This is a genomic window from Nonomuraea sp. K271, assembly GCF_009908215.1.
Lineage (GTDB): Bacteria > Actinomycetota > Actinomycetes > Streptosporangiales > Streptosporangiaceae > Nonomuraea > Nonomuraea longispora.
The window spans coordinates 1-25930 of the sequence record NZ_JAAAHR010000032.1; the positions used below are offsets into that span (position 1 = coordinate 1).

24 protein-coding genes are annotated in these 25930 nt (G+C 71.1%); 6 read left to right on the forward strand and 18 right to left on the reverse strand.

All coding sequences use genetic code 11. The annotated features are described in order from the left end of the window. Positions 1-343, reverse strand: a 343-nt coding sequence (locus GUY59_RS14045; protein WP_161714532.1) for a response regulator transcription factor, incomplete at its 3' end; no start/stop codon positions are given. Between the two features lie 142 nt (positions 344-485). Between GUY59_RS14045 and GUY59_RS14050 the strand changes: the two genes are divergently transcribed. Then, complete coding sequence (locus tag GUY59_RS14050) at positions 486-2015, forward strand: DUF1349 domain-containing protein (RefSeq protein WP_138208562.1); 1530 nt, start codon at positions 486-488, stop codon at positions 2013-2015. A gap of 68 nt (positions 2016-2083) precedes the next feature. Here the strand turns inward: GUY59_RS14050 and GUY59_RS14055 are convergent, their stop codons facing one another. Next, entirely contained in the window at positions 2084-2308 is a 225-nt protein-coding gene (locus GUY59_RS14055) for a DUF397 domain-containing protein (RefSeq protein WP_138208561.1), read from the reverse strand. Next, positions 2295-3149, reverse strand: a complete 855-nt coding sequence (locus GUY59_RS14060) for a helix-turn-helix domain-containing protein (protein WP_161714533.1) — start codon at positions 3147-3149, stop codon at positions 2295-2297. Before GUY59_RS14060 ends, GUY59_RS14055 begins: the two co-directional genes overlap by 14 nt. A 111-nt stretch (positions 3150-3260) precedes the next feature. Here GUY59_RS14060 and GUY59_RS14065 point away from each other — a divergent pair, with 111 nt between their 5' ends. Together GUY59_RS14065 and GUY59_RS14070 are read left to right on the forward strand one after the other, a co-directional pair. Next, positions 3261-3506, forward strand: coding sequence for a hypothetical protein (locus GUY59_RS14065; protein WP_161714534.1), 246 nt, complete (start codon positions 3261-3263; stop codon positions 3504-3506). A gap of 165 nt (positions 3507-3671) precedes the next feature. After that, entirely contained in the window at positions 3672-5060 is a 1389-nt protein-coding gene (locus tag GUY59_RS14070; RefSeq protein WP_161714535.1) for a hypothetical protein, read from the forward strand. 52 nt (positions 5061-5112) lie between these two features. Here GUY59_RS14070 and GUY59_RS14075 read toward each other — a convergent pair whose 3' ends face one another. The 11 genes from GUY59_RS14075 to GUY59_RS14125 form a co-directional block, all read right to left on the reverse strand. After that, complete coding sequence (locus tag GUY59_RS14075) at positions 5113-6534, reverse strand: pyridoxal phosphate-dependent decarboxylase family protein (protein ID WP_161714536.1); 1422 nt, start codon at positions 6532-6534, stop codon at positions 5113-5115. A 23-nt stretch (positions 6535-6557) separates the two neighbouring features. Then, positions 6558-7187, reverse strand: a complete 630-nt coding sequence (locus tag GUY59_RS14080) for a TetR/AcrR family transcriptional regulator (protein WP_138208395.1) — start codon at positions 7185-7187, stop codon at positions 6558-6560. Positions 7188-7311: 124 nt separating this feature from the next. Further along, a complete protein-coding gene (locus GUY59_RS14085) occupies positions 7312-8490 on the reverse strand; it encodes an ABC transporter permease (RefSeq protein WP_138208394.1) in 1179 nt (392 codons plus the stop codon). Further along, a complete protein-coding gene (locus tag GUY59_RS14090) occupies positions 8490-9212 on the reverse strand; it encodes an ABC transporter ATP-binding protein (RefSeq protein ID WP_138208393.1) in 723 nt (240 codons plus the stop codon). Before GUY59_RS14090 ends, GUY59_RS14085 begins: the two co-directional genes overlap by 1 nt. Further along, positions 9205-11016, reverse strand: a complete 1812-nt coding sequence (locus tag GUY59_RS14095; RefSeq protein WP_138208392.1) for a TolC family protein — start codon at positions 11014-11016, stop codon at positions 9205-9207. The genes GUY59_RS14090 and GUY59_RS14095 overlap by 8 nt, the downstream gene beginning before the upstream one ends. 7 nt (positions 11017-11023) lie before the next feature. Continuing rightward, positions 11024-11923, reverse strand: coding sequence for a hypothetical protein (locus tag GUY59_RS14100; protein ID WP_138208391.1), 900 nt, complete (start codon positions 11921-11923; stop codon positions 11024-11026). Between the two features lie 33 nt (positions 11924-11956). Continuing rightward, positions 11957-12859: a hypothetical protein gene (locus GUY59_RS14105; protein WP_138208390.1), complete on the reverse strand. Its 903-nt coding sequence runs from the start codon at positions 12857-12859 to the stop codon at positions 11957-11959. Next, entirely contained in the window at positions 12856-13179 is a 324-nt protein-coding gene (locus GUY59_RS14110; protein WP_132511346.1) for a PadR family transcriptional regulator, read from the reverse strand. The genes GUY59_RS14105 and GUY59_RS14110 overlap by 4 nt, the downstream gene beginning before the upstream one ends. A gap of 51 nt (positions 13180-13230) precedes the next feature. Further along, positions 13231-15780, reverse strand: a complete 2550-nt coding sequence (locus GUY59_RS14115) for a glycoside hydrolase family 9 protein (RefSeq protein WP_161714537.1) — start codon at positions 15778-15780, stop codon at positions 13231-13233. A 228-nt stretch (positions 15781-16008) separates the two neighbouring features. Then, complete coding sequence (locus tag GUY59_RS14120) at positions 16009-16332, reverse strand: hypothetical protein (protein WP_138201132.1); 324 nt, start codon at positions 16330-16332, stop codon at positions 16009-16011. A gap of 21 nt (positions 16333-16353) precedes the next feature. After that, a complete protein-coding gene (locus GUY59_RS14125; protein ID WP_201760861.1) occupies positions 16354-16953 on the reverse strand; it encodes a GNAT family N-acetyltransferase in 600 nt (199 codons plus the stop codon). A gap of 154 nt (positions 16954-17107) precedes the next feature. Between GUY59_RS14125 and GUY59_RS14130 the strand changes: the two genes are divergently transcribed. After that, positions 17108-17908: an N-acetylmuramoyl-L-alanine amidase gene (locus tag GUY59_RS14130; protein WP_138201131.1), complete on the forward strand. Its 801-nt coding sequence runs from the start codon at positions 17108-17110 to the stop codon at positions 17906-17908. A 51-nt stretch (positions 17909-17959) separates the two neighbouring features. On the opposite strand, the gene GUY59_RS14135 is transcribed toward GUY59_RS14130, so the two are convergent. Further along, positions 17960-18145 carry a hypothetical protein gene (locus GUY59_RS14135; protein WP_132337192.1) on the reverse strand — a complete coding sequence of 62 codons (186 nt, stop codon included), beginning with the start codon at positions 18143-18145 and terminating at the stop codon, positions 17960-17962. 246 nt (positions 18146-18391) lie between these two features. Here GUY59_RS14135 and GUY59_RS14140 point away from each other — a divergent pair, with 246 nt between their 5' ends. After that, complete coding sequence (locus GUY59_RS14140) at positions 18392-19255, forward strand: SAM-dependent methyltransferase (RefSeq protein WP_201760862.1); 864 nt, start codon at positions 18392-18394, stop codon at positions 19253-19255. Here the strand turns inward: GUY59_RS14140 and GUY59_RS14145 are convergent. The 3 genes from GUY59_RS14145 to GUY59_RS14155 all read right to left on the reverse strand — a co-directional run bounded on the left by GUY59_RS14145 (position 19224) and on the right by GUY59_RS14155 (position 25194). Then, entirely contained in the window at positions 19224-20378 is a 1155-nt protein-coding gene (locus tag GUY59_RS14145; RefSeq protein ID WP_138201129.1) for an FAD-dependent monooxygenase, read from the reverse strand. The genes GUY59_RS14140 and GUY59_RS14145 overlap by 32 nt on opposite strands. 67 nt (positions 20379-20445) lie before the next feature. Beyond that, the gene (locus tag GUY59_RS14150; RefSeq protein WP_138201128.1) at positions 20446-23616 is read right to left on the reverse strand and encodes a BTAD domain-containing putative transcriptional regulator; all 3171 of its coding nucleotides are present in this window, start codon (positions 23614-23616) and stop codon (positions 20446-20448) included. Between the two features lie 57 nt (positions 23617-23673). Further along, complete coding sequence (locus GUY59_RS14155; protein WP_201760867.1) at positions 23674-25194, reverse strand: MDR family MFS transporter; 1521 nt, start codon at positions 25192-25194, stop codon at positions 23674-23676. Positions 25195-25341: 147 nt separating this feature from the next. Between GUY59_RS14155 and GUY59_RS14160 the strand changes: the two genes are divergently transcribed. Beyond that, positions 25342-25920, forward strand: a complete 579-nt coding sequence (locus tag GUY59_RS14160; protein WP_138201127.1) for a TetR/AcrR family transcriptional regulator — start codon at positions 25342-25344, stop codon at positions 25918-25920. Positions 25921-25930 lie beyond the last annotated feature (10 nt).

Genomic DNA, 25930 nt, shown 5'->3' on the forward strand with positions numbered 1-25930 from the left:
GGGCACGGACGCGGGCGACCAGTTCGGCGAACGCGAAGGGCTTGGGCAGGTAGTCGTCGGCGCCGAGGCTGAGCCCGTCGACGCGGTCCTCGATCGTCCCGGAGGCGGTGAGCATCAGGACGCGGGTCTCGCAGCGGCCGTGGGCGAGTCGCCGGCAGATCTCGTCCCCGTGGACGCCGGGCAGGTCGCGGTCGAGGATCACCACGTCGTAGCGGGTGGTGGCCAGGCGGTCGAGGGCGGCGGTTCCGTCCAGGACGACGTCGACGGCCATGCCCTCGCGGTGCAGCCCGGTTCCGATGGAGCGGGCGAGGACCTCGAAGTCCTCGACGACGAGGACCCTCACCGCCCCTCACCGCCGGTCATCGTGCGGCCGAACCTGCCGCCGGGTCGAGGTGCCATGCTCTGACGATGCCAGATCCCAGGTTCCAGCCGGGTCGCAGCGGCTGCGACCCGGCTGGAACCGGGTGCGGCGTACAACCGTCGGCATGAGTTCATTCACGCCCCACCAATCCCGCCAACAGGCCGGGTTCTCCGCGTTGCTGCGCGGGGAGTGGGCCACGTTCCGCTCCTCGCGCGTTTGGGTGCTCACCATGGCGGCCTCCGTGCTGGTCACCGTGTCGCTCGGACTGCTGATCGCCGGGGGTGTCCGCAGTACTTGCGTGACCGGGAAGGGGGAGGGCCCCTGCCCTGCGCCTTTGGTGGGACCTGATGGTACGGCGGTCAATGACAGGTACTACTTCGTGCACCAGCCGCTCAAGGGGGACGGCGGCATCGTCGCCCGTGTGTCGGACATGACCGGGCAGTTGCGGATGCCGGACGCCGTACCGGGGGTGCGCAACGTCAAGGAGGGGGTGGTGCCGTGGGCGAAGGCCGGGCTCCTGGTCAGGCAGAGCCTTCGGCAGGGCTCACCGTACGCCGCTGTCATGCTCACCGGAGCTCACGGCGTGCGGATGCAGCACAACTACATCCATGACGTGGCCGGTGGTCCCCACAATGGCCCCCAGTGGTTGCGGCTGACCAGGTCGGGTGACACCGTCACCGGCTATGAGTCAGATGACGGCAAGGCGTGGACCGAGGTCAGCACGGTCAAGCTGACGGGGCTGGCGGAGACGGTGGAGATCGGGTTGTTCGCCGCCTCGCCAGGCGTGTTGTGGGAGAGGGCGAAAGCCTTCGCCGAGGTCACCGCCACCTTCGACCAGGTCGCGTTGCAGGGTGCGAACGGTTCGTGGCGGCGTGACGACGTCGGCGTCTCCATGGAGTCCGACGGCACGACTCCGCATCACCCAGGCGGGGTCGTCGAGTCCGGTGGCAAGTTCACGGTGACGGGGGCCGGTGACATCGGGCCCGCTCCGGTGGAGGGTGGTCTGCGGGCTGATCTCATGCTGACCGGCGGAGCCGTGGGGTTGATCCCGGTGCTCGTGGTGGCGGTCACGTTTGTCACGGCGCAACGCGGGCGCGGGCTGATCGGGGTCGGTCTGCCGGGCGGGCCGCATCCGGGGTGCGTGCTGGCGGCCAAGGCCGTGGTGGTCGGCGCGGTCGCGTTCGTGGCGGGGCTGGTGACCTCGGGGGCGGTGGTTCCTGTCGGCCTGGCGATGTTGCGTGCCAACCAGAACCCGATTCAGCCGATCACCCTGGCCACCGGGCTGCGGGTGGTGGTCGGCTACGCGGCGCTGACCGCGGTCGCCGCGGTGCTGGCTCTGGGCCTCGCCGCGCTGGTCAGGCGGGCCGTGGTCGCCGTCGGGCTGGCCATCGCGCTGGTCGTCGTGCCTTACCTGGTGGCGACCGCGGGTTCGGTGCCATGGCTGCTGATGATCACCCCTGCCGCCGGGTTTGCGATCACGCAGAGCGTTCCCACGTTCGCGCATGTGGACGTGGACCAGTCACTGCTCGGAGGCTATTACCCGCTCCCGCCGTGGGCAGGTTTGACCGTGACCTGCGGATATGCCGCCCTCGCCCTCGGGGCGGCGATGGCCGTACACCGCGGGAAAGCCTCACGTCAGGCTCCGCTCTCCTGAAGGTATGTGACAGCCCTGATCGACACGCTTCATGTACGGGGTGCCACAAGTCGGAGCCTGGCGGTGGGTCAGAAGTCGAATTCGCCGAGCTTGGCACCGCCGACGAAGGCGCGGAAGGCGCCGCCGCGCAGGATCATCGGGGGGACATCGGGTTGCTCCGAGTCGCGGATCGCGTATCGGTCACCGCTCAGCTTGGCCGCGTAGAGGCAGTCGCCGCCGTTCGAGCCGGAGAGAGTGGATTTGGTCCACCGGGCGGTCTTTAGTTCAGCACGTAGCTCGTCACTGAAGTCCATACCCTGCCGCCACCTCACATACTTGTCGTCGGCTTACATGCGCAGGATGCGCCCATTTGTGAATCGCGTCATATCTGACACTAACTTGCCGCACCGTCTCCTCGCGAGCGGAGACGGTGCCATGCGCAGCGGAATCAAGGTAGACACGATCCGGCATGCCGTCGCTCTGGGCGAGAGCGAACCCTCCCAGCAGGCCCGCTGTGGCCCCCACCTCCAGTGGCACGAGTTGGACGGAGATGTTGGGGCGTTCGGCCATCTCCAGCAGGTGCACCAGTTGCTCCCGCATGACCTCTTTCCCACCGAAGGGCCGGAGGAGAACGCATTCGTCGACCAACGCCCAATACATGGGCGGATCGTCGCGCTCGAACACGGACTGCCGCCGTAGCCGTGTCTCGACGGCCTCCTCGACCCATCGCTCGGTGGCTCCCGGTTCTGCGGCGAGGATGGCTCGGGCGTAGCGAGGAGTCCGGAGAAGGCCGGGGATGACGAGGGGTTGCCACGTGCGGATCGTGTGGGCGTTCTCTTCCACTGTCGGCCACTCGCTGAACCAGTTCGGCACGGACATGACCCGCGTGTTGGGCAGGAGCCGGAAGAGTTCACCATTCAGCCCGAGGGCGGCTTCGGCCGCGATGGTGAAGCTTTTGGTCGGCTTTCGTTGGCCGCGCTCGACCAGCCCGATGAGGCTTTCGCTGCAGGAGAGAACGTTTCCCAGAGCTACTTGGGAGAGGCCGGCGGCGGTGCGGGCATTTTTTAGCACAACGCCGTAGACGGGTGTTTCGAGGGATGGGGGTTGCACCCGGACGTCGGCGCCGTGCTTCGAGCCTCCCCGGACGGCGTCCATGGAGGAGGCCGGTCGGGGCCTGGGCATCATGGCGGGGCTCAGTGCCCGATGCGGCACGGACCTCATCAGCGGCGGTCGCCGCGTCGTGTGGGCCGACCTGGCGGTGGTGTGATGGACGGAAGACTTCCAGGTTGGAAGATCATGGAAGGCGCTGGGGGCGGCTACATCGCGTTCCGTACCGCCCTCGTGCGCACGGACAACGGGCTCTCCAACGTGCGGTGCGGCGCGACCCTGACCGAACTGTACGAGCATCTGCAGCAGGAGATCCGGCGACCTCCAGCGAGCGGGCTTCCGGGGCCGCCTGAATACTCCGGCATGAAATCGACGGGTATCGCATGGCAATCGCTGAAAAGGTAGTAACAATGAGACATACTTCGTGCTCCAAAATGAGGGAGAAAGGGGCTTTCCCGTGCTTAGGTAAGGAGGCTTGCCGAAGCTTTGTCGTAGGGGCCTGGCACGACTCGGGTCGCGGCAACCGCTTCAGAGCGTTATCGCCTCTCTGAACGGAGCAACACCTTCATGATGTCCAAGGGTTTAGTCCGCAGGCTGGCGGCGCTCGGCGTCGGCCTGACCATGGCCGCGACCATGACCACCGGAGTGCTGACCGCTTCCGCGGCGGCTGCGAGCACCGGGGCCGCCAAGGCCGCCACGCCGAAGGTTTCGGTGGTGACGCCGAAGGCCTCCCCCAAGGACCACGAGGGAGGATGCCCGGTCAGGGTCACCTTCTCCTCGAAGGTCGAGATCAAGCCCACGAGCAGCAGAACGCGGGTCGTCTACCGCTGGCTGCACGGCGACGGCTCCAAGAGCAAGGTGAAGTCCTACACGCTCAAGGGCAAGAGCGCCAGATGGGTCTCCTTCAAGGAGTCCGCCACCTTCAACAAGGACGTGAAGAAGAACTGGCAGGCCCTGCAGGTCCTCTCGCCTCGGAAGACGACCTCCAGGAAGGGCTACTTCTCGGTCGACTGTGAGAAGCGGATCGTGCTCAAGCCGGCGCAGAGGTCCTGGGTCAAGGCTCACGTCAAGGTGGACCGCTCCACCGACTCCTGCGACTCCCGGATCGACGCGGTCGGCTCGATCCGCGTCGGCAAGCCCTCATGGGTGAAGTACCGCTGGCTGCGGAACGGTCACGTCGTGGACTCCGGCAGCGTCAAGGTCTGGGACGATCGCAGGGTCCACTACTCCTTCGATCCCGGCGGCAGCCACAAGGGCTGGGTGGCGCTCGAGATCGTGCGTCCCGACCACACCTACTCCGGCCGGGCGTACTACGAGGTGCGGTGCGAGGCTGACGCCAAGGCGACGGCCGCGGTGAGCGCGCCCGTCGACTACCAGGGCAGCTGCCCGGTCGGCAGGAAGTTCCACGGCATCGTCGACGCCCACGGCGCGAGCACGACCGTGAAGTACCGCTGGGCAGGTCCGGGCTACCGCGGTCCCGTCGTGTCCCTGTACTTCCCCCGCCACTCCGCCGCCCAGAGCGTGAGCCACACGGTGACGGCGTCCGAGAGCGGCGGCGTCAAGCGCCGGATCGAGATCGTCGGCCCGAACCACACGTACTCCAACACCGCTTCCACCAAGGTGACGTGCAAGGACGCCGTCGTGACGGCGTCGATCTCCAACCTGCGGACCGCCCCTGACAACGCGACGTGCGGGCTGGGCTCCAGCCCCGCCGTCGATGTCTACGCCGACATCACCGTGACGGGTCCGACCACGCTGACCTACCACTGGGTCATCAACGGCGCCACCACCTCCCTCCCCACCACCGTCGAGCTCGACAGGGCGGGCGTTCACCCGGTGACCATCGGCCTCACGCCGACCGGTCCTCCGACCATCGCGGGTGACATCCGGCTCGTGGTCACCGCCCCGAACGCCGTCGCCGAGACGAGAGCCTTCTCCTACACCTGCCCCACCGCCTGATCCAGGCCATCGCACAGGCGCGGCGCCCGCCACGGGCGCCGCGCTCGCGGCCCTACGAGCCGTAGACGATCGACAGGAAGCGCACCAGCACCGCCTCCCTGCTCGACGCGGGAAGCGCGTCCAGGACGGCGTTGACCGTCGCCATCTCCGGCTGCCCCGCCCCCGGCCGCAGGTCCACGTCCACCGAGGCGGCCAGCTCCGCGAACGCGGCGTCGTCCAGCGCGTCCAGGTCGAACCCCGCCACCAGCTCGACCAGCCCGTCGGGCAGCACGACCGGGCCGCGCAGCCGGGCGGCCCCGGCCGACTCGGCGATGACCTTCAGCATGGCCTCCACGCCTGACATCGTCGCCCCCGTGACCGTGATGTGCAGGTTGGCCGGGATGCCGGCGTAGGAGAGCTGCGGCTGCAGGAACCAGCCCCGCGCCCGCGCCTCGTCCGCCAGGACGAACACGTCGATCCCGTCCCCGGTGAACGCCACCAGCGACGCCTCGGGCTCGCCCAGCACGCGCAGCCCGGGGATGGCGGTGATCCCCTCGCGCAGCCTGGCCGTAGCCTCCAGCGCCGACCGGCCGAGCTCGACGTACCCCTGCCTGCCGAGCGCCTGCAACGTGGCCCACGCGCCACCGAGCGGGCCCGCCGACCTGGAGCTCTGCACGGTCGCGTTGATGATCGTGTAGCCGGGCCAGGCCGCCGAGGCGAAGTACGCCCTGCGCCGCATCGCCGGGTCGGCGAACAGCACCACGGAGGCGCCCTTGGGGGCGTACCCGAACTTGTGCAGGTCGCAGGAGAGGGAGGTGACGCCCGGCACGGACAGGTCGAACGGCGGGACCGCCGCGCCCGCCTCCCGTAACCACGGCAGCAGCCACCCGCCCACGCACGCGTCCACGTGGCACGGAACGCCCGCGCGGGCGGCGACGGCGGCGACCTCCTCGATCGGGTCGATCACCCCATGGGGGTAGGAGGGCGCGGAGGCGACCACCATGATCGTGTCCGCGTCCATGGCCGCCTCGACGTCGCTCGCCCGCACCTTGTACGTCGCCAGGTCCACGGGCACCGGCACGACCTCGATCCCCAGGTAGTGCGCCGCCTTGTGGAAGGCGGGGTGGGCGGTGACCGGCAGCACGAGGGTGGGGCGGGAGCGTCCGGCGGCGTCGCGGGCGGCCTTGACCGCCAGCATGATCGACTCGGTGCCGCCGCTGGTGAAGATGCCGTGGCCGCCGCCGAGCAGGTCCGCGACCGCGCCGACGACCTGCCGCTCCATCTCGACCACGCTGGGGAACGCGGTCGGGTCGAGGCAGTTGACCTCCAGCATCTCGGCGTACGCCCGCGCCGCCGCCTCGCCGATCTCGGCCCGCCCGGTGTCGTAGACGTACGCGGTCACCTGGCCGCCGCGCACCGGTAAGTCGTTCCCCTTGAGCTTCGCGATCTCGGTCAGCAGGTCCTCGGCCGTCCGTCCGGTCGGGGGGAGGTTCACGCGGGCTCCTTCGGGGGCGAAGCTCACCGGGGGTCGCCCGGCAGGCCGAGCATGCGGTGCAGGGTCAGGTGCAGGTGGGCGCGGAAACGGCGCAGCGCGGCCCGGTCGCCGGCTCCTCTGCGGCGGCCCTGGTCGTCGAGCACCCCGCCCTTGGCGAATCCGTGGACGGACCAGACGACCGTCCACATCGTGTATTCGAGGTCCACCCTCGCGTCGATCAGCCCCGACTCGGCGATGGGCCGCATGGTGGCGGTGACCGCGGCGAAGAGCGGCTGTACGTAACGGCGCTCCAGCTCGGTGATGTCGCCCGCGTCGGACAGCCAGCGGTGCATCCACAGGGCGGGGATCTCGGGGTTGTCCACGCAGAAGTCGAGGTAGTCGTCGATCAGCCGGTGGATCCCGGCCGTGGGGTCGTCGCCGGGCAACCGGTCGAGTGCCTGCTCCAGGGCCGCCTTCTCCGCCTGGTGCGCGCGCTCCATGACGGCGAGGTAGAGCTCTCGCTTGCCGCCCACATGGTAGTTGACGGTGGCGATGTTGAGCCCGGCCGCGTCGGCGATCTGGCGCGTCGAGGTGCCGTCGTAGCCCAGCGCGGCGAACAGCTGGGTCGCGACCTCAAGGATCGGCGCGACCTTTGCGGTCTCGGCAGGTGCCATGCTACCGAACGTAATTCGGCCGCCACAGCTCAGTCAATCACTTGATGGAGAATCTTCCTCCGGCCGCCGTGACACGGATCGGTTGCGCCGGCAGAGCGCTCTGTCATGCCAGAATCCCAGAAGTTCACCTCAGAGCGTCCACCGGCTCCATTCCGGCCGCGCGCAGCGCCGGATACAGCCCTGCCAGCAGCCCCACCACGGCCCCCGCGATCGGCGCGGCAATAGCCAGGCGGACGTCCAGCAGCGGTGTCCACTGCTTGGCGGCCGAGACGGCGACCACGGTCACCACGCCCAGACTCGCGCCGATCACACCTCCGGTCAGCCCGATCAGCGTCGACTCCAGCAGGAACTGGGCGGCGATGTGCCGCCGGGCGGCGCCGAGCGCGCGGCGCAGGCCGATCTCCGGTACGCGCTCCATGACGGTGACCAGGGTGACGTTCGCGATGCCGACGGCCCCCACGACCAGCGAGACCAGGCCGAGGATGAGGAAGAGGGCGTTGACGTCGTCCTGTGCCTGGTCGCGGGCCCTGGTGGGGCCGGGTGGGGCGACCACCTGGAGCATGTCGCCGTTCCCCGGGCTGAGGGCGGCCGGCGCCTGGCCGGCGATCAGCCCGGCGGCGCCCAGGGACGTGTTGACCAGCACCCGGGTGACGTCGCGCAGCCCGAACTGCCGGCCCGCGGTCGGCGGCACGATCACCGCGGTGCTCAGGTCCCGCTCGCGGCGCAGGTCGCCCAGGATGCCGATGACCGTGTACGCGTGCTTGCCGATGAAGATCGCCGGCGACCGGTCGAGCCGGGTGACGCCGAGCGCCCTGGCCGCCTGGTCGCCGATGACCGCCACCCGGTCGCCCCGCCGGATGTGTCCCGTGTCGTAGAAGCGGCCCTGCACCATCCGGCCGCGCGCCGCCTCCGGGAGCCCGGTCGTCGCGGCCAGCACGGTCAAGGACTGCCTGGTGACCCTGGTCGGGTCCACGATGTCGTTGGAGCGTACGGACAGGTTGGAGCTGTCCCTGCTCTCGGCCACGGCGGCGGCCGACTCGACGCCGCGCAAAGGGGTCAGCCGGTCGATCGCGTCCCACTCCACCAGCGGCGTGTGCTCCGACTCGGGCACCTCCACGGTGATGGCCGTGGCCACCAGCGCGTCGAAACGGCCGATGATCTGGTTGCCCGCCGTCGCGGCCACACCCAGCGTGACGACGAGCGTGGTGATGCCGAGCACGGTGCCGAGCGTGGTGAGGGCCGAGCGCATCGGCCGGGCGAGCATGCCGGCCACGGCCTCGCCTATCAGGTCGCGTACGTGCATCAGCCCTCCTCCACCAGCACACCGTCGGTGATGCGCACCCGGCGCTCGGCCCGCGCGCCGACCTCCTGCTCGTGCGTGATGACCACGATCGTCAGCCCCTGCCCGCGCAACTCGTCGAACAGGTCGAGCACCGCCTCGGTGTTGCGGCTGTCGAGGTTGCCGGTGGGCTCGTCGCACAGCAGCAGCGACGGCTCGCCCAGGAGGGCCCTGGCGATGGCCGCCCGCTGGCGTTCACCGCCGGACAGCAGGCCGGGCAGGAAACCGGCGCGGTGGGCGACGCCGACCCGCTCCAGCGCGGCCATCGCCCGTGCGCGCCGGCCGCCGCGTCCCTTCTTCGTCGTGCCGGAGCGCGCCGGTACGTTGCGCGTTCCCGTCCGTCCGCGGTAGATCTCGGCGAGCATGACGTTCTCCACGACGCTGCGGTGGGACAGCAGGTGGAACGACTGGAAGACGAAGCCGATCCGGTCGCCGCGCAACCGGGTCCTCGCGCCGTCGCGCAGTGTCGTGGTCTCGGCGCCGTCCAGCCGGTAGCTGCCCGAACTGGGCCGGTCGAGCAGCCCGAGCACGTTGAGCAGGGTGGACTTGCCGGAGCCCGACGGGCCCGCGACGGCCACGTAGTCGCCCCTGTCGACTTTGAGCGTGACGCGGTCGAGGGCGCGGACCGGCGGCCGGGCGGGGAACTCCCTGCACACCTCCGTCAGCTCGATGACGGGTTCAGCCACCGCTGACCACCACCCGGTCGCCCTCCTTGAGCGCGCCGGTGACCTCGACGTTCCCGTCCGCGGTCAGGCCCGTGCGCACTTCGACGTCCTTGGTCCTGTCGGGCTCGTACTCGACGCGGACGCGCGCCTTCCCGTCCGCCGAGGTGATCACCGCGGCCACCGGGACCACCAGCACGGGCTCCTCGGTCGCCCCCACGGTGACCCGCGCCGTCACCGCCGTCCCCGCCTTGAGCCCCTTGCCCTTGGTGGGAGTGAGCAGGATCGGCACGGCGCCCTCCGAGGGCTCCTCGACGCCCGGCACCTTGGCCTGGTCGCCGACCGCGGTGAGCGTGGCCCGGTACGTCCTGCCGGTGTCGATCTCGATGGTCGCCTCCATGCCCGCGCGCAACAGCTCGGACTCCGCCGCCTCGACGCTCCCGGTCACCATGAACGACGAGCTGGTCACGGTGGCGACCTCGTCCTCGACGCGCTGCCCGGCCTTCACCGACACCTTCTGCACCCGGGCGGGCAACGTCGGCAGGAACACCACCTCGCCGGGCGGGACGGAGGTGCCGTACGTGCGGGCGTACTCGGCCAGCATCGACCTGGCGGCGGCCACGTCCTTCTCGGCGCCCGCCACCTTGAGCCTGGTGGGGGTGAGCTGCCGGGCCTGGCGCAGCGCCTGCCGGGCCGTGACCAGCGCCTCCTTGGCGGTGCGCACGGCCTTGCGCAGTTCCTCCAGCCGTTTCGCCCTGGCCTGCCGCGCCTCCTCCAGGACCCGGCCGCGCGCCTCGCGGGCGGCGGCTAGGTCGGCCCTGGCGTTCTCGACCCTCATCCGCAGCAGGCCCGTGTCGGCCGGGGGCTGGGTCGCCGCGACGACCGAGGTCCCCGATGTGGGCGTGAGCCCGGACGTGTGCCCGGACGTGGGCCCGGACGTGGGCCCGGACGTGGGTGTGGCCGTGGGGCCGGGGTCCGGCCGGGTCCTGGCCTCCTCCAGCGCCTGCTCGGCCGCCGCCAGCTTCTCCTCCGCCGCGCGTACGGCCGTGTCAGCCGCCGCCAGCTTCGTCTCGTCCTCGGGCGTCAGCCGCCGCTCCTCGGCCTTCTGCAGCGCCCGTTTCGCCGACGTCATGTCCGCTTCGGCGTTGTCGAGCTTGACCTTCAGCGGTAGCACGTCGCGTCCCTGGTCGAGTGCCTGCTTCTCGGTTGCGAGGGTTTCCCGAGCCGTCTGTACGGCCTTGCGCAGCGTGTCGTACGCCTGCCGGTCGGCGAATTCCGGCTGCTGGGCCTCGTACCCCTTCCTGGTGTACATCCTGGTGACGGCGGCGATCGTGGCGCGGTCGAACACGCCCGTGAGAGGGCCGCCGAAGCCCAGCCGGCGCAGCGCCCGCTGCAGTTGCCTGACGTCGGCGCCCTTGCTGCCGGGCGCGATCGTGCGGTGCATCGGTACGGAGCCGCGCAGCGCGAACACCGGGCGGCCGTTGACCTCCATCAGCACCGCGCCTTCCTTGATCCGGCCCTTGCGCGGTGCCCGGGTCGCCCGCTGGAGCCCCGACGCGTCGCCGGCCGGGTCAGCCGCCGGGCCGCCGACGACGCCGGCGAGGCTGATGGGCCTGGGGGAGCCGTACTCCAGGGTGCCGCTGGTCACGACGGTGCTGACGAGCTTGCGGCGCTCGACGGCGGCGGTGACGAGCGAGGGCCGGGGCGCGGCCCTGCGGGCCGCCTCGTCGGCGGGCGAGCGTAACCGGGTGCTGAGCGCCCAGCCCACGGCGGCGATGACGACGACGCCGGCGATGACGCCGGCCAGGAGTCTGCGTGGCGACTTCATGGTGTCTTCACATGCCGAACCGGTCGCTGACCTGCTTGTCGATCGCCTGCTCGCGCGGCAGGTAGGCGGGGTAGAAGTCCTTGCCGCACTCCAGGTCGTCGAGCGCCGCCTTGGTCTCCCTGTTCAGGTAGGGCCGCGCCTCCACGGGGGTGAGGGAGGGGGCGTAGGTCATCGACAGCTCGCCCTCCTTCGCCGGAGGCGCGACGTCGGGCACGTCGTCCCGCTGCTCCCGGCCCAGCTTGTCCTCCTGGGCACGGAACATCTCCGGGCCGCGCTTCGCCATGGCCAGCGGCGTGGTGTCGCTGATCGCGTGGCCCTTGCTCTTCAGACAGGTGGCCATGGCGCCGGTGAGCTCGACCAGCGCGGGATCGCTGTTGACGGCCCTCGCGAGCTCGCGCTCGCGGATCTTGTTCTGCTCGGCGTAGTAGTCGGCGCCCGACTTCAGCTTCAGGCCGAGCACCTGACCCGCCGCTGTGACCATGCAGGCGTCCTGCGCCTCGTGGTAGACGCCCATCTGTGCCTTGGAGAGCGAGGACTGGATCTCCCAGTTGGGATTGATCTCAGGGTTGTCGGGCTTGACCGCCGGGTTGCCCATCTCCTTGGGGTAGACGTACATGGCGAACACCCCGAACCCGTATTTTTCGCGATATTTCCGCAAAGCTTGGTAGTCGCCCGCGGCGCGCTTGCGGCTCTCGTCGGTGTCCGGCTTCTGTCTGCGCGACACGAACGGGACGTACTTGAAGCCCTTCTGCTTCATGCAGTCGGCCTTGGCCGCTTCGAGCCGGTGCTTCTTGTCGCTCGTCGCGCTGGGGGAGGGCGCGGCGGTCTCCGCGGCGCCCCCGCAGCCGCAGAGCACGGCCAGGGCGGCCAGCGGCAGGATCGTGCGCACGTGGTGTCTGTACGGCATGTCGCTGACCGTACTACGTTCAACGGAGTATGGTCAATCCAGACAGTGCCGCCGTTGCCGGAAGGGCGCGCCGGCGGTCCAGAGCGCAAGCACGGCGAGCACGCCCCAGTAGGCCAGGTGCTGCCTGGTCAGCTCGGCGGAATGGGCGGCCAGATCACCCGAGGCCACCGCCAGATAGATCCCCGCAGCCAGCGCCCACCGGTAGTCGCGCGCCAGGTAGCCGGCCCCGGCCGCCAGCCCGAACGCCGCCGCCTCCACGGCCATCCGGCTCAGGGAGAGGGCGAACGTGCTGTCCTCCGCCATCCACTGCGGCCCCGACCACGCGGCGGCCACGACGGCCGCGCACCACCACCACGACCGGGCCCGCAGCGGCCGCCCGCGCGCGGCCAGCACCCCCAGGCCGGCCAGCATGACCGCGTATCCGCCCGCCACCACGTACGGGTTGCTGTCGGCGAACAACGCCTGATCCCCGAGCGGCGACGGGTAGACGGGCAGCAGTGTGAGATCGAAGAGCTGCCGGCCGCCCGCGATCGCGACCGCCTTCATGCCGACGACCAGCGTGAGCGGGATCGCCGCCCACGCCCACCCACGCAGGACGGCGACCAGGGCGAGCGCCGACGCCGCCGTCCACAGCGGCAGCGTCCCCGCGTACGGCAGCAGCGCCGCCAGGTGCAACGCCGCCAGGGCCGTCACGCCCAGGTGCAGGCCGTCCTTCCAGGGGCTGCCCGTCGCCAGGTGAACGATGCGGCTGCGCACGCCGCCCGCCAGCAGCCCCCACGCCTCCCTCGGCACGGGCACGGTCCTGCCGGGGTCCGCGGACTCCAGCAGCACGTCGAGCAACTCGTCACCATGCGCCGTGCGGTAGGCGCGCGGGTAGGCCCGCAGCAGCGCGCGGTAGCGGCGCTCCAGCGTGCTGCCCTGCGGGACGACGGTCATGTGCTGGACGGCCGGAGCACGAGCGAGGCGGCCTCCTGCATCCGCCTCGCCTCCGCCTCCACGAGCGCCTGGCCCTCGTCGGTGATCCTGAAGTAGCGGCGGTTGCGGCCGTTGACCGTCTCCTCGCGGTCGACGGTGATCACTCCGCGCTCGTTGAGCCGCTCCAGGATGCCGTAGAGGGTGCCGACCGACGGTTGCACCCTGCCTGCGGACAGCTCCTTGATCGACTTGCTGATCGCGTGTCCGTGCAGCGGGCCCGCGCGCAGGGCGGTGAGCACGAAATACATCGGCTCGCTGACTTCAGATGTTCCCCTCGGCATGGGGCGACAGTATTCCGTTCAACGGAGCGTGTGCAACGGCACTCGCCCATGTCACGAGCAACGCTCGCCGTTCAGGTGGAAGACCTCGGGAGCCGGATCCGGGCCCGCGCCGCCCGTGCCGGCGAACCCGAACGTCACCGACCTGCCCGGCTTGATCCGGTCGTTCCAGCCCAGCCCCGTGGCCGTCACCACCGAACCCGACTGCGCCAGCTTCACGCCCCAGCCTTCCTTGACCCGCTGCCCGCCGAGCCACGACCAGCGCAGGCTCCAGCCGTCCACACTCTGCCTGCCGGTGTTCTCGATCACCACCTGCGCGATGAACCCGCCTGGCCACGAACCATGTCCCGAGTAGCGCACCCGGCAGCCGGAACGCCCGCCGCCGTCCGCCAGGAACGCCCCCACCCAGGCCAGCGGGGCGTTCCAGTTGATGGTCAGCTCGTTCGTCGCCCACGACTCGATGTCGTCGATGTAGCAGAACTGCGGCTTGCAGCCCTGCAGCAGGCGTTGCGCGACCGGGTCCTGGATGGCGGAGTTGGGGCCGCCGGCCAGCGTGCCGCGCGGCAGGTTGGGCAGGGCGGGGTCCAGCTGGCGGGCGTACCAGTGGCTGTGCTGGTTCTTGGAGGCCACCTCGCCGTAGCCGGTGACGTACGACTGGTTGAGCGCGTTGCGGCCCAGGAGGTAGTCCATGCCCTCGCGCACGGCCGCCCGGTACTTCTCCCGCCCGGTCAGGTCGTACGCCGTGGCCACGACCACCAGGTTGTTCAGCACCAGGTTGTTGGAGCCCCAGTCGAAGTCCGGCGGGTTGTACGGCAGCCCGTACGGGTGCGCCTTCTGCACGGCGAGATACTTGTCCGCCCCCTCGATGACCGACCTGCGCACCCGGCCACGGTCGGGGATCGTGTTCGGCACGGTCGCCAGCTCCAGCCGGCCGAGCTGCGCGGTGTTGCCCCAGTCGAACCCGCGGTCACGCCAGACGTCGCCGGTGTGGTGCGGAGAACCCAGGACGAACGTCTCGAACTCCTTCTCGCCCGTCGTGATGAACAACTCCGCCGCCGCCCAGTAGAACTCGTCGCTCACGTCGGCGTCGTTGTAGGCGCCGCCGCCGACGCCGTCCGCCGGGTCGGCGTACCGCTCAGGGTTCGCCTTGGCCGCCGCCCACGCCCTGTGGGCCGCCTCTATGTTCCTAGCGGCGAACGCGGCGTCGTACGGCGCGAACAACCGCGCCGCCTGCGCCGCCGTCGCGGCCAGGTTGAGGGTCGCGGCGGTCGACGGCGGGTGCAACTCGCGCGGCTGCGGGTCCTGGTGCGGCAGCAGCGGCAGCCCGGTCCAGTTCTGGTCGTGGATCTTGTGGTGGGCCATCCCCGCGTACGGCTCGCCGTCCGGCACCTGCATGCTCAGCAGGAACTCCTGCTCCCACCGGGCCTCGTCCAGCACGTCGGGAACGCCGTTGCCGCTCTCCGGGATGGCGAGCTGCCCGTCCGTGAACGCCGCCTTGTTCCGTTCGTACGCGGACATGAGCTGGTGCACCGAGATGCCGCCGTTGACGACGTACTTGCCGTGGTCGCCGGCGTCGTACCAGCCGCCCTTGACGTTCAGCGTGTAGTCGCAGACGCCCGGCTGGCACGGGACGTCCACGTCGCCCTGGTTCGGCGCGACGCCGGCGTGGCCGGCCGGTCTGCCGTAGCCGGGCCTGAGCGTGTCGAGGATCTCGATGCCGCTGCGCTGCGTGTAGTAGAACCTGAGCGCGTCGACCGGCAACTCGTCGTAGAGGCCGGCGGCGATGTCGAACGGCCTGCTCGTCTCGCCGTCCGCCGTCACCGTGTAGCCCTTGCCCGGCTTGCGGTGGGCGCTGAAGTCGAGGGTGTGCACGTTCTCGCCGGAGCTGGCGTCCACGCCCCTCGGCGTGGTCCTGCCCCTGGCGACGGTCTTCTTGCCGGCGTCCTTGAGCTCCCACTCCAGTGCCGTGGTCGCGGTGGTGACCACGGTGGCCTTCTTGGGGCCCGCCGGGAGGTAGCCGACCATGTTCACGCGCACGCGCGGTCCGGTGTCCGGCTCGTACTCCTCCGGCTCGGCCCCGCCCTTCAGCGAGACGTCGTCCATGCAGAACCTCCATGGCTCGGCGCTGCCGCCCAGTTGGAAGACGACCTGGGCGTTGGGCAGCGACACGGGTGCGGTGAACGTGTAGGAGTAGTCGTCGCCCGAGACGCTCAGCTCGGGGGCGGCCGACAGATACTGCGTCCATGGGTCGACCGGGAGCTGGATCAGCGCGCGGCCGACCTTGGCGGGGGTCGCGGAGGCGGCGAACCGGTACGCGTACGTCTCGCCCGCCACCAGCGGGATGCCGTCCTGGCCGATGATGACGTCCCACGGGTTCGCGGTGCCGCCGGGGACGTCGGCGCAGAGCCGGCCCTCGTCCACGGCGAGGGTGAGGTCGGGGGTGCCCCACCAGGGGGCGGTGCCGGCGTCGAAGGTGCCGTTAACGATCTGCTCGGGTCCCTCGTCGGCGTGCGCCGCCACGGCCGGGGACGCGGCCGGGGACGCGGCCGGGGACAGGGCGACCATGGTGAGGAGGGCCAGTAAGGCGGCCCGGCATCGGGTCATGGAGGTCCTTCGTCATGGAGGTGGGAGCGCTCCCAATTGGCGCGCGACCCCGATAGTGCGTCCCAGAGTCGCCCCCGTCAACGCCTTGGCCCCACCCACCACCATCACCCCCGAAGGACCCTGAAACTTTCACGCCGAGCCTCGGAGGGCGGCTGCATGGATCGGGCGGCGCGTCCAGGGCCTCCGCGAATCCGCGAAAAAGAAATGCAAATCGCCGGAGTCCAGCGTTTACTCAGGGCATGAGAGGCCTATCTTGGGTGCCATTTCTCGATCTTTCCTGCATTCTGTCTCGTCATATATCTCTATTCGCTTAAGCTGTGCATTTACCGCATGACGGTTGCTGAGCGCGCCCATGATAACCGCGACGGGCAGGGCGGCTATCGCGCAGGCAAGCGCGGTGACGGCCAGGCGCTTGCCGCCCTGCCTTTTGACCGCCAAAGCAATGATGGAAAGGACGCCGGTGACCATGGAGACAGGCACTGCCATCATCCACCCATCGACCTCGACCCAGGTCGCCGTCAATGCGGTCACGAGCGCGATCGCGCTGATCACGACCGCGATGACCGCCAACCGCTAGGGTGCGCCGGCGGGCCGCCACATCGGCCAGAACACCGTGCCGTCCGGCAACTCGAACGTGCCGCGCCCCTGGTAGCCGTTCCTGGTGTACAGGTCGCGGTTGCGCGGGTCGCTGGCCTCCAGGTACGCGGGCAGGCCGTCGAGCCGGGCGTGCTGGTACCGCAGCAGCGCGGTGCCGAGCCCCTGCCCCTGGCAGTCGGGGTGGACGGCCAGGAAGACCAGATAGTGGCACGGTTCGGCGGGGTGGTGCGAGGCGAACAGCGTGTCGAGCGTCCGGAACCGGTCGGCCCACTCGCCGGTCGCCTCGCCGAGGCGGCGGTCGTACCCTGAAGGCGGGGATGACGGCGGCACGGGCGGGAACCAGACCGCCGCCGCGGGGCCGTCGTCGATGAGGTGCACCTCGCCGTGCTCGATCGCGTAGTCGAGGAGGATGCGGTAGTGGGCGGTGATGACCCTGCGCCGTTCCCGGCGTTCGGGCACCAGGTATCTGACGACCCTGAGCTCGGCGAACGCGGTCGCGATGAGCTCGGCGACCTGGCCGGCGTCGTCGGCCTCCGCATGGCGGACGGCCGGTCGCATCGTGAACGTCTTTCCCATGGCCCAGGGTCCTCTCGTCGTGTGCGGTTTCCTGGGCGGCCCCGCGCCCGCTCACGAGGGTAGACCGCCGTTCGTCCGTGTGGGAAGACGACACGAAATCCCAGGTCATGACCGGTATTGGGCTTGATGTCCGGCGCCGGGTACGGTCGGTCCCATGGCCGCCTTCCGAACGGTATCCGCAGCGCTGGTCACCCTGGCCGCGCTGTCGGCCGCGTGCGCCGGGGCCGTGCCTGCCGTGCGCCAGGCGAAGGCGCCCGCCGCCCCTTCCGCGGCGTCGTCGCCCACCGGCCGCGGCGGTCCGCTGGCCGGCAAGATCGTCGTGATCGACCCCGGCCACAACGGCGGCAACGCCGCGCACCGCGAGGAGATCGACCGCCTGGTCGACGTCATCACCGGCCGCAAACCCTGCAACACCACCGGCACCCGGACCGGCTCCGGCTACCCGGAGCACGCCTTCACCTGGGACGTCGCGAACCGGCTCAAGCCGTTGCTGGAGGAGATGGGGGCGAAGGTCGTGCTCACCAGGCCCGACGACAAGGGAGTCGGCCCCTGCGTCACCGAGCGGGCGGCCATCGGCAACGAGGCGAGGGCGGACGCGGTGGTGTCCATCCACGGGGACGGCGCCGCCGAGAGCGGGCACGGGTTCCACGTGATCATGCCGGGACTGATCGCCGGGCACAACGACGCGATCATCAAGCCGTCCAGGCGGCTGGGGCTGGCGATTCGCAAGGCGTACCGGGTGGGGACGCGCATGCCGTACGCCACCTATGTGGGGCGTGACGGCCTGCAGACGCGCACCGACCTGGGCGGGCTGAACCTGTCGAAGCGGCCTGCGGTGTTCATCGAGTGCGGCAACATGCGCAACAGCCGCGACGCCGCCAGGATGACCAGGCCTGCCTTCCGGGAGCGCATCGCCACCTCGCTGGCCGCCGGGCTCAGGCAGTATCTCCGCTAGCGGGAACGTCGTGGCCGCCGCCGCACATGCGGGGCGTGGCCGGTCGGCCGCTCAGCCGTCCCGGCAGAGCGGCTTGCCGCCGACGACGCAGGCGATGTCGTCGAGCTGGCAGCTGAGCAGGGTGCCGTCCATGCCGAGCACGAGCACCAGGTCGCGCCGCGACCGGTGGGCCAGCATGACCCTGCCGACCACGCCATTGTCCAAGATCACGGTCGGGCGGCCTGCCACGTTCTCCATACCCTCGCGACTCCTCTCAGGTGCGGAACAGGCCTGACGCCGGATCCGTCACCACCAGCATGCACAGGCTTGCGCCATAAGCGCATCGGTCATCGGGTTGTATTTCCGGATCCACCGGGGAAGCACGGCGCTTCAGGGGCCGAGGAGCGGGCTGACGAGAACATGTTCTGCCCAAACCTCCTTGTCCGGATCCGTACGCCGTCGCCTGCGGTCGAGAGCGCCCGAGTAGTATGACGAGCAAGTCCTATGAGGCAGGGAGGAAGGCCCCTAGTGACCGAGCTAGAACGTGTTCCGCCCGGTGTGGACCCGAATGTTCCGAGTTCTGCGCGGGTGTACGACTATCTGCTCGGAGGCAAGGACCACTTCGCCGTCGACCGGGCGGTGGCGGAGAAGCTCCTCGCGGTCGCGCCCGACTCCCGCCTCGTCGCCAGGGCCAACCGCCGTTTCCAGGTGGAGGCGGTGCGCCATCTGGCACGGCAGGGCGTGCGGCAGTTCATCGACCTCGGCACCGGCATCCCCGCCACGCCCAGCATCCACGAGGTCGTCCGCGGGGTGCACCCCGCCTGCCGGGTGATCTACGTCGACTACGACCCTGTGGTGCGGATGCACGCCCAGGTGCTGCTCGCCGACTCGCCCGGCGTCGAGGGCATCCAGGCCGACCTGCGCCGCCCGGCCGAGATCCTGAGCGACCCCTACGTCACCGGGCTGATCGACTTCGACCAGCCGGTGTGCGTGCTGATGGTGGGCGTGCTGCACTTCGTCATGGACGACGAGGACCCGGCCGGCATCGTGGCCGCCTTCAGGAAACACCTGGTGCCGGGCAGCCACCTCGTGCTCTCCCACGCCATGGCGGAGAGCGACCCCGAGGCGATCGCCCAGCTCACGATGGCGACGGCCGGCTCGCCCGCGCAGGGCAGGTTCCGCGGCCGCGACGAGGTGCTGAGGTTCTTCGACGGGTTCGACCTGATCGGGCCCGGCCTCGTGCCGGTGCAGGACTGGCAGATCGACGCCGACGACGCCGCGATCCCGCTGATCGACGGCCCGCCGCGCCTGCGCGTCGACGGAGGGGTCGGGCGTCTCAGCGCGGGCCCACCCCCGCATAGTCCCTGAGGTCGATGTCCGTGGCGAACGCGTCGGTCAGCTTCAGCATCGTCCGCAGCAGGAAGCGCGAGGAGAACATCAGGTTGCGCAGCCGGATGCGCGTGCGCGTGGCCGGGGCCAGGAAAGGGCCCGCGTTGCCGCTCCTGGCCACCTTGGCATAACCGCTCAGCTGCTCCTCATACCGGGCGAAAGCCGCGCGGTGCTCGCCGCCGGCCGCGGCCAGCTCGCCCGCCAGCACGTACGCGCCCACCACGGCCAGGCCGGTGCCGAAGCCGCCCAGCGTGTTGCCGTACGCCGCGTCGCCGAGCAGCACCACACGGCCCGCACTGTAGCGGTCGATCCTGACCCGGGCGATCGCGTCGAGATAGACGTCGTCCGACGTGCGCACCCGCTCCATGACGGCCGCCGTCCGCCAGCCCATGCCGGCGTAGACGCGAGCCAGGATGTCCTTCTGCTGCTGGAGGTCGTAGCGGTCGTAGTCGAGCCGCTCCGAGGCGAAGACGAAGAACGCCGACGGCCCGCCCACCGCGACCATCCTGCCCGGTTCGTTGTACATCATCGCCCGCGCGCCGAGACCGTCGCCGACCCCGACGAGGGCGTAGTGGTGGCCGAGGTGCCTGACGTAGCGGGACTCGGGGCCGAACGCGAGGCGGCGCACGTTCGAGTGGATCCCGTCCGCGCCGACCACCAGGTCGAACGTGCGCGGCGCGGACCGCTCGAAGGTGACGTGCACGCCGGTGGCGGTCTCGGTGAGCGAGGTGATCGAGTCGCCGAAGACGTACTCGCACTCCGCGGACGTCCTGTCGTACAGGAGCCGGGACAGGTCGCCACGGCTGATCTCGAGGTCGCCGCCGCTGAACTCGCCCGGCATGACCGCGAGCGTCCTGCCGTCCTCGTCGACGATCTCCTGGTCGGTGCCGCCGGTCTGGAGGCGGCGTACGTCGTCCAGGATGCCCATGCGGGCCAGCACGCTCAGATGGGTCTCGCCCTTGAAGTCGACGGCCTGACCACCGAGGCGCAGGACGGGGGCCTTCTCGACGACGGTGACGGTGAAGCCGTAGCGCACGAGCCAGTGGGCGAGCGCTGGCCCGCCGACGCTCGCGCCGGAGATGAGGACGCTGGTGTTCTGCATGCCCCGCAGCCTCGTTTCCGCCGCTGACAACCGGGCGACCACCCGCTGACACGGCGGACCTGGCCTGTCAGCCGGGAGGGAGAGCGGCCGCGCGCAGCGCCTCCCGCGCCTTCTCCGCGCTCATGGACGCACCCCTGGCGAACGCCGCCGCGAAAGCCTCGGGGCCGAGCACCTCCGTGGCGGACGCGGTGACCCTGGCGACGTCGGGGTCGCCGGCGACGGTCGTGCCCCGCAGCGCCACCCCCACACCCAGCAACTCCGCCGCCCGTTCCGCGCCGGGCGCCCGCCCGCCCATGACGAGCGCGAGACCGGCGAGGCCCTCGGCGACGTCGGCGAGGTCGGCGGCCAGCGGGGACTCCAGCACGGAGGCCAGCGCCTGCTCGTGCCTGCGGGCCGCCTCGGACACGTCGCCCGTGTCCTCGGCGAGACGGCCCAGCGCGGTGAGCACGTGCGCCCGGGTGGCCGTGAAGCCGTGCGATCCCGCCCCGGCCAGCGCGGCGCCGAGCCGCCTGGACGCCTCGCCGGCATTCCCTTCGAGCCGGGCCAGGTTCCCCAGCCGGAAATGCACCCACGCTGACAGCTCCGGCCTGCCCAACCGTCGGTCGAGCACGCCCACGCGCTCGTAGCCGGCGCGGGCGCCCTCCACGTCGCCGGCCCGCAGGCGCGCGTCGGCCCGCCTGCCCAGCACGTCCACCAGCTCGTCCAGCGCGCCGAGCTCCTCCAGCCGGTCGATCGCCTGCTTCCACAACTCCATGGCACGCGCCCAGTCGCCGCGCCAGGCGGCGATCACGGCGAGCCAGTCGAGCGCCTGCGCCGTACCCCACCGTTCGCCCAGCGCGCCGAAGTCCGCGAGCACCGACTCCAGCCGGCGTTCCGCCTCGGAGACGGAGCCGTCGACCAGCGTCAGCAGCGCCGCGCCCAGCCGTTCGAGCGCCCGGCTCCACGGGTCGGAACCCAGCACCCGCCGCCCTTCGGTCCCTTCCCGCGGCGGGCCGGTGAACATGCCCCAGAGCGCCACGCCGAAGCGGTGACGCATCGGCCCGTCCAGCGAGCCGACGATCGTGCGCGCCCGCTCCCAGTGCGGCGACCCGGCATCGGGTACGGCGTGCAGGACGGCCAGCACGTACTCCTCCTCAAGCCCGGCCGGCGGCCCCGCGGCGGCCGAGTCGAGCAGCCTGACGGCGTGCCGGGTGGCCTGGCCGCGCCGGCCGCTCAGCCACCAGTACATCGCCAGCGCCGCCACCAGCCGCCAGGCCGTCGGCCTGTCATGGGTCACGCTCCAGCGCAGCGCCGCCTGCAGGTTCGTGTTGTCGGCCGACAGCAGGGCCAGCCAGCGCAGCTGCTCGGACCCGCAGAGGTGGTCGTCGGCGCGGCGGGCCAGCTCCAGGAACCAGGCGGCGTGGGCCTGCCGCAGCCGGTCCTCCTCGCCGGCCTCCGCCAGCCGCTCCAGGCAGAACAGCCGGATGGTCTCCAGCATGTGGCAGCGCTCACCGTCGCTCTCGACCAGCGATTTGTCCACCAGATCCGCCAGCTCCGCCCGGTCGGCCGGGTCCGCCGGATCGGCGCAGACCCGCTCGACCGCCGCCGCGTCCGCGCCGCCGGCGAACACCGCGAACCGCCTGGCCAGCGCCTGTTCTCCCGGGGTGAGCAGGCTCCAGCTCCACTCGACGGCCGCGTACAGCGTCTGGTGGCGGGCCGCCGCCGTCCGGTCGCCGCGCGACAGCAGCCGGAACCTGCCGTGCTCGGCCAGGCGGGAGGCGATCTCCGCCACGGAGAACGTACGGACTCTGGCCGCCGCCAGCTCGATGGCCAGCGGCAGGCCGTCGAGCGCCGCGCAGATCCGCAGGACCGCGTCGAGGTTGCCCGGGGTGAGCACGAACCCGGGCCGTACGGCCGCCGCGCGGTCCGCGAACAACCGGACCGCCGGGTAACCGAGCGCCTCGCCCGCGGACCCCCGCGGTAGGTCGGTCGTGAGCGGCGCGGTGGGCAGGGGGCCGAGGGTGACGAGATGCTCGCCGGTGATGCCCAGCGGCTCTCGGCTGGTGGCCAGGACGGTCAGGCGGGGACAGGCGGACAGGAGACGGCGGGCCAGCGCGGCGGCCTCGTCGATCACGTGCTCGCAGTTGTCGAGGACAAGGAGCAGATCCTGCCCGGCCAGGGCCGCCACCAGGCGTTCCACCGGGTCGGGTGGAGCGGGCGCCGGGAGCGCGGGCTCCCGCAGCCCGAGCGCCCCGAGCACCGCCTGCGCCACCGGCCGGGCCCGCTCGCCGCCCTCGTCATGACGGGCGGGCGGCGGGACGTCCGCGAGGGACAGGTCGGCGAAGCAGGTCTCGCCGGCGCGGCGGGTGGCCGCCTCGACGGCCAGGCGGGTCTTGCCTGTGCCGCCGGGACCGACGATCGTGACCAGTCGGGTGGCGCGCAGGGTCGCCAGGCGGGCCAGCTCGTCCTCGCGCCCCACGAAGCTGGTCAGCTGCGCGGGCGGGCCGGTGCGGGCCGGGCGCTCCTTGGGTTGCTGCCCCCGCAGGATCGCCAGGTGAAGCGCCGTCAGCTCGGGTGACGGGTCGGCGCCGAGCTCGCGGGCCAGCAGCCGGCGTACGTCGTCGAAGACGGCCAGCGCCTCCGCCTGGCGGCCGGCCGCGTACAGCGCCCTCATCAGCAGCCCGCGCGGACGTTCGCGCAGCGGATGCGCCGTGACCAGCTCGCGCAGCGCCGCCACCGGGTTGCCCTCGGGCAGGGCCAGCTCTGCCTCCAGCAGGTCCTCCGTGGCGGTGAGGCGCAGCTCCTCCAGCCGTACGGCCTGCGGACCGGCGAACGGCGCGTCGGCCACGTCGGTGAGCGCCGGGCCTCTCCACAGGTCGAGCGCCTCCCCGAGCACGGCGGCGGCCGGCGCGGGCCTGCCTGCGGCCAGCAGCCGGCGTCCTTGCCTGGAGAGCCGTTCGAAGCGGTGGGCGTCCACGTCGTCGGGCGAGACCGCCAGCCGGTAGCCGGACCCGTGGAACTCGATCAGCCCGCCGGGAAGGCGTCGCCGCAGGCGGGAGATCTGCGCCTGGACGGCGTTGGCGGCCCCGGAGGGCGGCCGGTCGCCGTACTGGCCGTCGATGAGCCGTTCGACGCTGACCAGCCGGCCCGCGTCGAGCAGCAGCATCGCGAGCACGGCGCGGGGGCGGGGGCCGACGGCTGCGACCTCGCCGCCGTCCGGCGAGCGCACCACGAGCGGGCCCAGGATGCCGAACTGCACGAATCCGATTGTCTCCCTTCACCCGACCGGCCGGCACCCGCCGGTCAGGGCGCGCCGTTATCGCGCGACAGGCTCCTTCGGCTGTTCGGGGGCCGGCAGGTCGAGGCTGTCGCGGAGCTTGACCGGCTTGAGGAAGAGCGCGGCGATCACGCCGACCACGGCGATGGCCGCCGAGATCAGGAAGATGCGGCCGGTGGCGTCGCCGTAGGCGGTGCTCACGATGGTTTTGAACGGCTCAGGCAGCGCCTGGATGTCGAGTGTGCCGGTGCCGCCCGCCGCCGCCTTGGCCGGGTCGATGCCCGCCTTGACCAGCCCCTCGTTGATGCCGGCCGTGACGCGGTTGGCGAGGACCGCGCCGAGCACGGACACGCCGATGGTGCCGCCGAGCGAGCGGAAGAACGTGATCGCGCCGCTGGCCGCCCCCAGTTCGCTGAGGGGGACGGTGTTCTGGATGGCTAGGACGAGGTTCTGCATCGACATGCCGACCCCGGCGCCGACCAGCACCATCGCGCCGGCGATGAGGAGCAGCGGGGTCTGGTGGTCGATCGTGGACAACCCGAGGAAGCCGACAGTGAGCACGATGGAGCCGACCACGATGTACGGCTTGACGTTGCCGCTCCGCGACACCATGCGCCCGCTGATCGTCGAGGAGATCAGCACGCCGAGCATCATGGGGATGGTGAGCAGTCCAGCCTCGGTCGGGCTGTAGCCGCGGCCGGTCTGGAAATACTGGCCGAGGAAGACGGAGCCCCCGAACATGGCCATGCCGACCGCGAGGCTGGCGATGATGGCGAGCGCGGGGGTGCGCCGGCGTACGACGTGCAGCGGCACGACGGGCTCCTTGACCACCGACTCGACCCAGGTGGCCGCCACGAGCAGGAGCGCGCCGCCGCCGGCCATCGCGGCGGTCTGCCAGGAGAGCCAGGCGAACGAGTTGTCCACGAAGGTGACCCAGATGAGCAGGACGCTGACGCCGGCTGCGATCAGGGTGGCCCCGACGTAGTCGATCTTGACGTCGAGGCGGCGTACGGAGGCGACGTGCAGCGTCTTGTGCAGCATGAAGAAGGCGATCACGGTGAACGGCACCGCGATGAAGAAGCACCAGCGCCAGCCGAGCCAGGAGGTGTCGGCGATCAGCCCGCCGAGCAGCGGCCCCGCCACGGTGGCGACGGCCATGACGCCGCCGAGGTAGCCGTTGTACCGGCCGCGGTCCTTCGGGCTGATCATCGCCGCGATGACGACCTGCACCAGCACCTGGAGTGCGCCCATGCCGAGGCCCTGGAGCGCGCGGAAGGCGATCAGCTGGGCGGTGTCCTGGGCGAACCCGCAGGCCAGCGAGCTGACCATGAAGATCCCGATGGAGATCTGGAGGAGCAGCTTCTTGCTGAACAGGTCGGCCAGCTTGCCCCAGATCGGCGTCGACGCCGTGGACGCGAGCAGCGACGCGGTCACGACCCACGTGTATTGCGACTGGGTGCCTTTGAGCGCGCCGACGATCTGCGGCAGTGCGACCGACACGATGGTTGCGCTGATCATGGCGACGAACAACACGAGCAGCAGCCCACTCAGGGCCTCCATGATCTGCCGGTGCGTCATCGGTTCCGGAGCAGCCGGAGCCGTGGGTGCGCTCACGCGCGACCTCCCCTAAGGTCTCGGGTAAATAGATGCCGAGTGGGCAACTTTTCTCATTGAGCATATATTCCCGGACGGTAGAGTGAGCGGCCTATGGAGACCACGGTGGGGCTGCGTGAGCGCAAGAAAGCCGCGACGCGGCAGGCCGTGCACGAGGCCGCGCTCCGGCTCGTGGTCGAGCACGGGCTCGACCACGTCACCGTCGAGTCGATCGCCGACGCGGCCAACATCTCGCGCCGCACGTTCTCCAACTACTTCGCGGGCAAGGAAGACGCGGTCCTCTACGGCGAGGAGCAGCGCTTCCGCACCCTCGTACGCAAGGTCCGCGCCCAGCCGCCCGCGCTCAGGGCCTGGCAGGCGCTGCGCGGCGCGACCGAGGAGCTCTACCAGGAGATGGGCGAGCCCGAGCGCGAATGGGCGCAGCGCACCCGGCTGGCCCGACAGCACCCGTCATTGCTGGCCCGCCAGCTCGCCAACCACGCCGCACTCGAACGCGACCTTTCGGAGGCGCTCTCCGAGCGGGAGAGCGGCGTGCCGCCCCCCGTGATGGCGGCGGCCTTCCTGGTGGGGCTGCGCCTGGCCGCGCACCTGTGGAGCGACGAGCAGGAGTCCCGCACGCTCATCGACGTGATGAACGAGACCCTCGACCACGTCGCCCGACCCTTCACCTGACGGACTTAGC

Excerpts from the sequence above, each read along its gene's own strand:
- GUY59_RS14125 (WP_201760861.1), bottom strand. The coding sequence starts at position 16,953 with ATGGGAAAGACGTTCACGATGCGACCGGCCGTCCGCCATGCGGAGGCC.
- GUY59_RS14105 (WP_138208390.1), bottom strand. The coding sequence starts at position 12,859 with ATGACCGTCGTCCCGCAGGGCAGCACGCTGGAGCGCCGCTACCGCGCG.
- GUY59_RS14060 (WP_161714533.1), bottom strand. The coding sequence starts at position 3,149 with ATGGACGCCGTCCGGGGAGGCTCGAAGCACGGCGCCGACGTCCGGGTG.
- GUY59_RS14155 (WP_201760867.1), bottom strand. The coding sequence starts at position 25,194 with ATGGAGGCCCTGAGTGGGCTGCTGCTCGTGTTGTTCGTCGCCATGATC.
- GUY59_RS14100 (WP_138208391.1), bottom strand. The coding sequence starts at position 11,923 with ATGCCGTACAGACACCACGTGCGCACGATCCTGCCGCTGGCCGCCCTG.
- GUY59_RS14145 (WP_138201129.1), bottom strand. The coding sequence starts at position 20,378 with ATGCAGAACACCAGCGTCCTCATCTCCGGCGCGAGCGTCGGCGGGCCA.
- GUY59_RS14130 (WP_138201131.1), top strand. The coding sequence starts at position 17,108 with ATGGCCGCCTTCCGAACGGTATCCGCAGCGCTGGTCACCCTGGCCGCG.
- GUY59_RS14055 (WP_138208561.1), bottom strand. The coding sequence starts at position 2,308 with ATGGACTTCAGTGACGAGCTACGTGCTGAACTAAAGACCGCCCGGTGG.
- GUY59_RS14115 (WP_161714537.1), bottom strand. The coding sequence starts at position 15,780 with ATGACCCGATGCCGGGCCGCCTTACTGGCCCTCCTCACCATGGTCGCC.
- GUY59_RS14085 (WP_138208394.1), bottom strand. The coding sequence starts at position 8,490 with ATGCACGTACGCGACCTGATAGGCGAGGCCGTGGCCGGCATGCTCGCC.
- GUY59_RS14140 (WP_201760862.1), top strand. The coding sequence starts at position 18,392 with ATGAGGCAGGGAGGAAGGCCCCTAGTGACCGAGCTAGAACGTGTTCCG.
- GUY59_RS14065 (WP_161714534.1), top strand. The coding sequence starts at position 3,261 with ATGGACGGAAGACTTCCAGGTTGGAAGATCATGGAAGGCGCTGGGGGC.
- GUY59_RS14070 (WP_161714535.1), top strand. The coding sequence starts at position 3,672 with ATGTCCAAGGGTTTAGTCCGCAGGCTGGCGGCGCTCGGCGTCGGCCTG.
- GUY59_RS14095 (WP_138208392.1), bottom strand. The coding sequence starts at position 11,016 with ATGAAGTCGCCACGCAGACTCCTGGCCGGCGTCATCGCCGGCGTCGTC.
- GUY59_RS14080 (WP_138208395.1), bottom strand. The coding sequence starts at position 7,187 with ATGGCACCTGCCGAGACCGCAAAGGTCGCGCCGATCCTTGAGGTCGCG.
- GUY59_RS14110 (WP_132511346.1), bottom strand. The coding sequence starts at position 13,179 with ATGCCGAGGGGAACATCTGAAGTCAGCGAGCCGATGTATTTCGTGCTC.
- GUY59_RS14050 (WP_138208562.1), top strand. The coding sequence starts at position 486 with ATGAGTTCATTCACGCCCCACCAATCCCGCCAACAGGCCGGGTTCTCC.
- GUY59_RS14135 (WP_132337192.1), bottom strand. The coding sequence starts at position 18,145 with ATGGAGAACGTGGCAGGCCGCCCGACCGTGATCTTGGACAATGGCGTG.
- GUY59_RS14160 (WP_138201127.1), top strand. The coding sequence starts at position 25,342 with ATGGAGACCACGGTGGGGCTGCGTGAGCGCAAGAAAGCCGCGACGCGG.